We start from the raw sequence: 8,239 nt of genomic DNA, 5'->3' as shown, positions 1-8,239 counted from the left end.
GCCCATGCCCGTGCCCGCGCCGCCGCCCCCGGCGGAAAACCGCCCGGCGCCGCCGTCCGCCGCGCCGCCGCCCGCCGCGCCCCCGTCCGCCGCGCCAGGGGAGGCACCACCTCCGGCCCCGGCCCCCGCGCCATGAGCGTGAGGCCCCCACCCTGATACTCCGGCCCTGATACTCTGGCCCTGATACTCTGGCCCTGACACCCCAGCGGAGGCCCCGCCATGTCGCGTGAGATCGCCCGAGCCCAGGCCGCGGCCTGCCGCGTCACCCAGGGCAAGGGCTTCCACCTGGCCGACTACTCTACCCGCGGCGATTCCGGCCTGGACAAGGCCCATGCCGATGCCTGGCTGCGCGAGGGGGTGGAGCATCTGGCGCGGTTGCAGGACCGCCTCTCAGCGCAGGACCGGCACGCGCTGTTCGTCATCTTCCAGGCCATGGACGCGGCGGGGAAGGATGGCGCCATCAAGCATGTCTTTTCCGGGGTGAACCCGCAGGGCTGCGCGGTCCATGCCTTCAAGGCGCCGGGGCCGGAGGAGCTGGACCAGGATTTCCTGCGCCGCCACATCGCCCGCCTGCCGGGGCGCGGGCAGATCGGCATCCACAACCGCTCCTGGTATGAGGAGGTGCTGATCGCCCGCGTCCACCCCGCCGTGCTGGAGCGCCAGCGCCTGCCCCCGGAGGTGATGGGGCCGCAGATGTGGAAGCACCGGCTGGAGGATATCGCCGCCTTCGAGCGCTACCTGACCCGGCAGGGCATCGTGGTGGTGAAGTTCTTCCTGCATGTCAGCCGGGAGGAGCAGCGCAGGCGCCTGCTCGACCGCATCGAGGAACCGGCGAAGAACTGGAAGCTCGACCCCTCCGACATCGCCGAACGCCGCCACTGGGATGCCTATCAGGGCGCCTATGAGGAGGCGATCCGCGCCACCGCCGCGCCCCACGCGCCGTGGTACGTCATCCCGGCGGACCGCAAATGGCTGACCCGCCTGCTGGTGGTGGAGGCGGTGGTGGAGGCGCTGGAAGCCATCAACCCGCATTACCCGCGCCTCGATGACGAGGGGCAGGCCCGGCTGCGCGCGGCGGAAGACGCCCTCAAGGGAGAGGATCAGGGGCTCCGCCCCTGAAACCCCGCCGGAGGAAATATGGGGGGACAGGGTCCCCCCATATTTCCTCCGGGGGCCCCGCCATCCGTTGGCGCCAACGGAAGGCACGGTCCCCAAGGGGAGATCTGGGGAGGCGCTCCCTCACCGCCGCGCGGTGATGAGCCCGATGACGAAGCCCAGCACGCCGACACTGAGCAGCGCGGCCAGCGGCTGCTGCTCCACCACGTGGATCACGCGTTCCCCGGCCTGCTGGGCGTAGTCGCGCGCCTCGCCATAGGCTTCCTGCACGCGGCCGGCGGCCTGGCGGGCCATGCCCTCGGCGCGCTGGCCCTCATCCCCGGCGAGACTGCCGAAGCCTTCCTGCGCCTGCCCGGCCAGGGTGCGGGCGGCGCCTTCCAGGCGGTCCGTGTTCATCACCCGCCTCCTCAGCGGTCGGTGACGTCGCGCGCCGCATCCTTGGCCTTGCCGAGGGCGGATTGGACACGGCCTTCCGCCTTGTCCGCCTTGCCCTCCGCCTGGAGGTCCGGCTTGCCGGCGAGGCCGCCGGCGGCATCCTTCACCGCGCCCTTGGCCTGCTTGGCGGCGCCTTCGATGCGATCCTTGTCCATGGGCTGTTCCTTCGCTGCTGACCCGGCGCCGCCCGATGCGGCGCCGGGGCCTTGCGGCCATGCAGGAAGAACGGCGGAGCCCGGCCGGAGTTGCGTCTGCGGGTTGCGTCCGCGGGTTGCGTCTGCGGGTTGCGCCCGGCTCAGACCCGGTGCGGCACGCGGCCGATCAGCATGGCCCGGGCGCGCTCCAGGTCGGCCGGGGTATCGACGCCGAGCGGCACCTCCGCCACCTCCATCGCGTCGATGCGCATGCCGGCTTCCAGGGCGCGCAGCTGTTCCAGCTTCTCGCGCTGCTCCAGCGGCGAGGGCGGCAGGGTGACGAAGCGCTCCAGCGCCGCGCGGCGCCAGGCATAGAGGCCGATATGGTGGTAGAGCGGCCCCTCGCCCCAGGGCGCCTCCGCCCGGGTGAAGTAGAGCGCGCGGAAGCGCCCCTCGCCGAGCGGCGTGCCCACCAGCTTCACCACGCTGCTCGCCTGCCGCTCCTCCGGCAGGTGGATGCGGGCGACGGCGGTGCCGATCGCCACCTCCGCATCCGCCAGCGGCACGGCGGCGGCGCGGATGGTCTCCGGTGTCACCGTCGGCAGGTCGCCCTGCACGTTCAGGATGGCGTCATAGTGGTGGTCGGGGTCGATGCGGTTCACCGCCTCGAACACCCGGTCGGAGCCGGAGGGGTGGTCCGGCGCGGTCAGCACCGCCTGGCCGCCGACGGCGCGCACGGCATCGGCGATGGAAGGCGTGTCGGTCGCCACCCAGACGGGGGCGATGTCCGCCTCCATGGCGCGGCGCCAGACGGCGACGATCATCGGCTCGCCATGGATGTCGGCCAGCGGCTTGTTGGGCAGGCGCGAGGCGGCGAGGCGCGAGGGGATGAGGAGGACGGGCTTCATGCCTGCGCGGCCTCCATCCCGGCCTTCGCCTGGGCCTTGCTCAGCCGGTCCAGCGCCACGAGGTCGGCGAGCAGCGCCTCGAACTGGCGCAGCGGCACCATGTTGGGGCCGTCGGAGGGGGCCTTGTCCGGGTCCTCATGCGTCTCGATGAAGAGGCCGGCGACGCCCACCGCCACGGCGGCGCGCGCCAGGACGGGGACGAATTCGCGCTGCCCGCCGGAGGAGCCGCCAAGGCCGCCCGGCTGCTGCACGGAGTGGGTGGCGTCAAAGATCACCGGCGCGCCGGTGCGCGCCATGATCGGCAGGCCGCGGAAGTCGGAGACCAGGGTGTTGTAGCCGAAGCTGGTGCCGCGGTCGGTCAGCAGCACGTTGGGGTTGCCGGCGCCCGCCAGCTTGTCCACCACATTGGCCATGTCCCAGGGGGCGAGGAACTGCCCCTTCTTGACGTTGATGGCGCGGCCGGTGGCGGCGGCGGCCAGCAGCAGGTCCGTCTGGCGGCAGAGGAAGGCGGGGATCTGCAGGATGTCCACCGCCTCGGCCACCGGGGCGCATTGGTGGGCGTCGTGCACGTCGGTCAGCACCGGCAGGCCCAGGCTCTCACGGATCTCGGCGAAGATCGGCAGCGACTTTTCCATGCCGAGGCCGCGCTGCGCCTTGGCGCTGGTGCGGTTGGCCTTGTCGAAGCTGGTCTTGTAGATCAGGCCGAAGCCCACCCGCGCGGCGATCTCCTTCAGCGCCGAGGCCATTTCCAGCGCGTGCTGGCGGCTCTCCAGCTGGCAGGGGCCGGCGATCACGGCGACCGGCAGGTCATTGCCGAACCGGACAGGGCCGACTTCGACGATCGGGTTGGGCTGAGTCACCGGGGGGGCCCTCTCTCAGATACGGACAGGCCGCATGTTTCTAACAGTTCATGCCGCTTTGGTAGAGGCCCCGGCCGGAAGGCCGAAGCACAGCATGAACACGGCTGCGAGATGTCGGGAGGAAGGGTTCTTTTTTGAAAAAAAGAACCAAAAAACTTTTTTCAGTTGGCGTCCCGCCTCGGGCCTGAAGCGGGACGCCAAACTGAAAGAAAATTCTTCAGAAGCGCTCATAGAGCAGGCGGGCGCGCAGCGTGCCCGGGATTTCGCGGAGCGCGGCGAGGACGCCTTCCGGGTCCTGCACATTCTCGGCGTCCACCACGACGTAGCCGATTTCCGGGTCCGTCTGGAGATACTGGGCGCCGATGTTGAGGCTGAAGCGGCTGAACACCTCGTTCATCGCCGCCAGCACGCCAGGCACGTTGCGGTGGACATGCAGGTAGCGCGTGCCGTTGGGGCGGGCGGGGAGGGTGACTTCCGGGAAGTTCACCGCGCCGAGGGTGGCGCCGGTGTCGGAATAGTCGGCCAGCTTGCGGGCGGTCTCCTCGCCGATGCGGTCCTGGGCCTCCTCGGTGCTGCCACCGATATGCGGCGTCAGGATCACGTTGGGCAGGCCCTGGAGCGGGGTGACGAAGCGCTCGCCATTGCGCTTCGGCTCATCCGGGAAGACATCGGCGGCGGCGCCGAGCAGGTGGCCGGCGCGCAGCGCATCGGCCAGGGCGTCGAGATCCACCACCCGGCCGCGGGCATTGTTGATGAGGATGGCGCCGGGGCGCATGGCGGCGATCTCGGCGGCGCCGATCATGCCGGCGGTCTCCGCCGTTTCCGGCACGTGCAGGCTGACGACATCGGCGGCGCCCAGCAGGTCGTGCAGGCTGGCGGCGGCCACGGCGTTGCCGTGCGGCAGCTTGGGGATGGTGTCGAAATAGATCACCCGCATGCCGAAGGCCTCGGCCAGGACCGAGAGCTGGCTGCCGATATTGCCATAGCCGACGATGCCGAGCGTCTTGCCGCGCACCTCGCGCGAGTGGGTGGCGGACTTGTCCCAGCCGCCCTCATGCGCCGCCTTGGAGCGGTCCGGGATGCGGCGGAGCAGCATGACGATCTCGCCCATCACCAGCTCGGCCACGGAGCGGGTGTTGGAGAAGGGCGCGTTGAAGACGGGGATGCCGAGCTGCTTGGCGGTGGCGAGATCGACCTGATTGGTGCCGATGCAGAAGCAGCCCACGGCGATCAGCCGGTCCGCCGCTTCCAGCACCTCGCGGGTGAGCTGCGTGCGGGAGCGGATGCCGAGCAGGTGGACACCCTGGAGGGCCTGCTTCAGCGCCTCGCCCTCCAGCGCCTTCGTCTCGCGCTGGAGGTTGGTGTAGCCGGCCGCGTTGAGCAGCGAGACGGCCGAATCCGCCACGCCTTCCAGCAGCAGGATGCGGATGCGGTCCTTGGGGAGGGAGATGCGTTGGTTCGACATGGCGTTCTGCTTCGACATGGGGCGGTTGAATGCCCGCATGGCGCGCTTTCGTGAAGTGCGAAACCGTCAGGCGTGGGGCGCGTTTGCGCGGAGGCCGGGCATAGCCGGCGCTTATACCGTTTGCTCCCCCCACACAGGCGCAGGCAGCCGGCGTGCCGCCACCCTCGCGCCCCGCGCATGGGGCCATGCGGCGGGCGGGGGCGTATGTGGTTGATTCCGGTTGCCGTTGAGCGCTGTCATGGCCATGTCGCAGGAACACACCCCGCCACGCCCTGCGCCAGAAGCGGGCGCCAGAAGCGGGGGCTGCATTGGAGATTCCCACATGGCTATCGAGAAGATGGACTTGCCGCCGGCTGCCCGCCGGCGGCTGACGATGGACGCGCTGGCGGAGCTGGCGCGGGGCGACCTGGCGGAGCGGCTGCGGCTTGAGGCGGCGGCGCGGGTGCTGTGCACCGTGCACCGCGCGGTCGAGGTGGCGGGGGCCGCCGTGCCGCTGCCCGCGGCGCTGGCGGGCTGGCAGCGTGGCGTGACGACGGCGCGCGAGCATGTCGAGACGCTGATGCCGGCGCAGATCGATGCGCTGCTGGCCGAGGGCTCGCGCTGGGCCGCGGCGCTGCTGGAAGCGCGCCCCGCCCTGCGCATGGCCGCCTGAGCTTTCCGGGCGGGGGAGGGGGCAAGGCCCCCTCAAAGCCCCCGCCATTCAGGGCGCCATCTGAAAAAGTTTTTTGGTTCTTTTTTCAAAAAAGAACCCTTTTCCCTTTTCATCCGGCCGTTGCCCTTACCCGCGCGGGATGTAGTCCCATACCGGGCGGCGCGCCTCATGCTGTGCGTCGGGCCTGGACATGCCGATATCGCGCAGCAGGCGGTCGTCGAGTTCGGCAAGATGCTGGCGGGTTTCCATCAGCCGCAGCAGATGGCGCAGGGTCGCCATCCAGCCGGCCGGGCGCTGGCTGCGCGCCTTACGCAGGGCAGCGGGGAGCGGGGAGGCGGAGCCGATCTGGGCGGACATGTCCGGTGGGCCTTTCCTGAGCCGGGGTTTTGTGGACGGGTGCAGGATGCCCGGCGCGACCCAATCAGAAAAACGAATTGTTTTGACGTCGCTCATCAATGGTGTTGATATAGCGCCATGCTGAGCCTCCCCCCTGGCCTTGACCCTGACCTGCTGCGCTCCTTCGTGCTGATCGCCGAGGGGTCGAGCGTGACCCGTGCCGCGCAGCGCGTGGGGCGGACGCAATCGGCCGTCTCGATGCAGATGCGGCGGCTGGAGGAGGTGCTGGGGCACCCGCTGCTGGTGCGCGGGCCGCGCGGTTTCTCGCTGACGGCGCAGGGGGCGTGGCTGCTGGACCGGGCGCGGCCCTGGCTGGCGATGCATGATGAGATCGTGGCCAATTTCCGCATGCCGGAGGTGACGGGGCGGGTGCGGCTTGGCTCGCCGGATGACTATGTGCTGCTGTGGCTGCCCGACATCCTGGCGCGTTTCGCGGAGAGCCACCCGGCGGCGGAGCTGGAGGTGGTCTGCGCCCCTTCCACCGAGCTGCTGGAGCGGCTGGAGCGGGATGAGCTGGACCTCAGCATCTATTCCGCCGGCAATGAGCTGCGGGCGGGCGATGTGGGGGTGCCGCTGTGGCGTGGCCCGCTGCACTGGGTGGGGCCGAGCGCGCATGCGGTGCACCGGCAGACGCCGCTGCGCCTTTCCCTGGCGAGCAATACCTGTACCTGGCGCCGGGCGGCGACGGAGGCGCTGGACATGGCGGGTCTGCCCTGGCGCGTCACTTACAGTTCCAGCGCGCAGATGGGCACGCATGCGGTGGTGCTGGCGGGGCTGGCGATCACGGTGGGGCTGGCGGCGCCCTTGCCGCCCGGGCTGCGGGTGCTGGGGGAGGCGGATGGCCTGCCGCCCCTGCCGGAGTTCGAGATCGCGCTGGCGCAGCGGGCGGAGACGCCGGCGGCGGTGGCGCTGGGGCGGCACATCATCGACAGTTTCCGGCATGAGCCCGGTGGGCTGCCAAACCGTGCTTGCTGAAAGCGGCGCGGGAATGCTTACCTTTCCATTAAGGTAGGGACAGGAAAGGCGCTCCCTGCCTGCCTTCACCGCGCCCGGACCGGGACCAAGAGCGGGAAGGCCAAGGGAGGATGGAACCGATGATCATTCGTCGCCGCGGGCTGTTGGCCGCGGGTACGGCCGTGGGTGGTGCGCTGGCCCTGCCGGGGCTGTCGCGGGCGCAGGGTGCCTGGCCGGAGCGGCCGCTGCGCCTGATCGTGCCCTGGCCTCCGGGTGGCAGCACGGACACGGTGGCGCGCATTTTCCAGCCGAAGCTGCAGGAGATCCTGGGCAAGCCGGTGGTGATCGAGAACCGGGGCGGGGCCTCGGGCGCGATCGGCGCGGGGGAGGCGGCGCGGGCGGAGCCGGATGGCTATACCTGGATGCTGGCCTATGACACCCAGGCCACCAATGAGAGCGTGATGCGGCTGCCTTTCCGCACCATGGAGGCCTTCACGCCGGTCTGCCTGGTGGCGACGGGGCCGCTGGCGCTGGTGGCGCACCAGAGCACGCCCTACCGCAGCTATCGCGATGTGGTGGAGGCGGCGAAGAAGGCCCCGGACACGCTGAATTTCGCGACCAGCGGCGTGGGTGGCCTCGCCCATGTGGCGACGACGCTGCTGCAGCAGGAGGGTGGCTTCAAGCTGGTGCATGTGCCGTATCGCGGGGGCGGCCCGGCGGTGCAGGACGCTGTGGCGGGGCATGTGCCGCTGTTCATGTCGAATGTGGTGATCATCAGCCAGCACATCAAATCCGGCACGCTGCGGCCGCTCGGGGTGACGACGCGGGAGGAGAGCCGGCACGTGCCCGGGGTGCGCAGCTTCGCGCAGCAGGGGGTGGGCAATTTCGAGGCGCCGACCTGGTGGGCGATGCTGGGCCGGGCGGGGACGCCGCAGCCGATCCTGGACCGGATGCACGCGGCGCTGGTGAAGGCGCTGGCGGACCCGGTGGTGCGGCAGAAGATCGAGGAGCAGGGGGCGGATGTGACGGCGAGCACGCCGGAGGCCTGCGCGCGCTTCCTGCAGGCGGAGATCACCAAGTGGGGCCGGGTGATCCGCGACAACGATATCCGCGCCGACAGCTGAGGCGGGGGAGGGGGCTCTGGCGCCGTGCCGGAGCCCCTGGCGGGTGGCGGGTTGGCCGGGTGGGCGATCGTGCCGGATGCGGAAAGGCGAAAAAGGGGTTTGACGGTTTACCGTGGTGCCCATATAAGCCCCTCCACGCCGCCGGTTGGCGCTGCTGAACGGCGAACGGATGGTGATTGGCTGGTGGTTGGGCTT

At 70.6% G+C, this 8,239-nt stretch carries 10 protein-coding genes; 4 read left to right on the top strand and 6 right to left on the bottom strand.

Translation table 11 applies throughout. The annotated features are described in order from the left end of the window. The first annotated feature begins 219 nt into the window (after positions 1–219). Positions 220–1,119: a PPK2 family polyphosphate kinase gene (locus NON00_RS23290; RefSeq protein ID WP_256025180.1), complete on the top strand. Its 900-nt coding sequence runs from the start codon at positions 220–222 to the stop codon at positions 1,117–1,119. A 120-nt stretch (positions 1,120–1,239) separates the two neighbouring features. Here NON00_RS23290 and NON00_RS23285 read toward each other — a convergent pair whose 3' ends face one another. From NON00_RS23285 to serA, 5 genes are all read right to left on the bottom strand, one after another. Further along, positions 1,240–1,512, bottom strand: coding sequence for a CsbD family protein (locus tag NON00_RS23285; protein ID WP_256025178.1), 273 nt, complete (start codon positions 1,510–1,512; stop codon positions 1,240–1,242). Between the two features lie 11 nt (positions 1,513–1,523). Further along, positions 1,524–1,706 carry a CsbD family protein gene (locus tag NON00_RS23280; RefSeq protein ID WP_256025177.1) on the bottom strand — a complete coding sequence of 61 codons (183 nt, stop codon included), beginning with the start codon at positions 1,704–1,706 and terminating at the stop codon, positions 1,524–1,526. A gap of 140 nt (positions 1,707–1,846) precedes the next feature. After that, entirely contained in the window at positions 1,847–2,593 is a 747-nt protein-coding gene (locus tag NON00_RS23275) for a 3-deoxy-manno-octulosonate cytidylyltransferase (protein ID WP_256025176.1), read from the bottom strand. Further along, the gene (kdsA, locus tag NON00_RS23270) at positions 2,590–3,453 is read right to left on the bottom strand and encodes a 3-deoxy-8-phosphooctulonate synthase (RefSeq protein WP_256025175.1); all 864 of its coding nucleotides are present in this window, start codon (positions 3,451–3,453) and stop codon (positions 2,590–2,592) included. The genes NON00_RS23275 and kdsA overlap by 4 nt, the downstream gene beginning before the upstream one ends. A 217-nt stretch (positions 3,454–3,670) precedes the next feature. Continuing rightward, positions 3,671–4,957, bottom strand: a complete 1,287-nt coding sequence (gene serA, locus NON00_RS23265) for a phosphoglycerate dehydrogenase (protein ID WP_256025174.1) — start codon at positions 4,955–4,957, stop codon at positions 3,671–3,673. A gap of 283 nt (positions 4,958–5,240) precedes the next feature. Here serA and NON00_RS23260 point away from each other — a divergent pair, with 283 nt between their 5' ends. Continuing rightward, the gene (locus tag NON00_RS23260; protein WP_256025173.1) at positions 5,241–5,570 is read left to right on the top strand and encodes a hypothetical protein; all 330 of its coding nucleotides are present in this window, start codon (positions 5,241–5,243) and stop codon (positions 5,568–5,570) included. Positions 5,571–5,696: 126 nt separating this feature from the next. Here NON00_RS23260 and NON00_RS23255 read toward each other — a convergent pair whose 3' ends face one another. Next, positions 5,697–5,927 carry a DUF1127 domain-containing protein gene (locus NON00_RS23255; RefSeq protein WP_256025172.1) on the bottom strand — a complete coding sequence of 77 codons (231 nt, stop codon included), beginning with the start codon at positions 5,925–5,927 and terminating at the stop codon, positions 5,697–5,699. A gap of 117 nt (positions 5,928–6,044) precedes the next feature. Here NON00_RS23255 and NON00_RS23250 point away from each other — a divergent pair, with 117 nt between their 5' ends. Then, the gene (locus NON00_RS23250) at positions 6,045–6,941 is read left to right on the top strand and encodes a LysR substrate-binding domain-containing protein (RefSeq protein ID WP_256025171.1); all 897 of its coding nucleotides are present in this window, start codon (positions 6,045–6,047) and stop codon (positions 6,939–6,941) included. 119 nt (positions 6,942–7,060) lie between these two features. Further along, positions 7,061–8,044, top strand: a complete 984-nt coding sequence (locus tag NON00_RS23245) for a tripartite tricarboxylate transporter substrate binding protein (RefSeq protein ID WP_256025170.1) — start codon at positions 7,061–7,063, stop codon at positions 8,042–8,044. Positions 8,045–8,239: the final 195 nt, after the last annotated feature.

Origin of the sequence: Roseomonas sp. GC11 (assembly GCF_024437745.1) — a bacterium.
Lineage (GTDB): Bacteria > Pseudomonadota > Alphaproteobacteria > Acetobacterales > Acetobacteraceae > Pseudoroseomonas.
The sequence above is the reverse complement of the archived record's forward strand: the minus strand, read 5'-3'. Positions and strand labels throughout refer to the sequence as shown.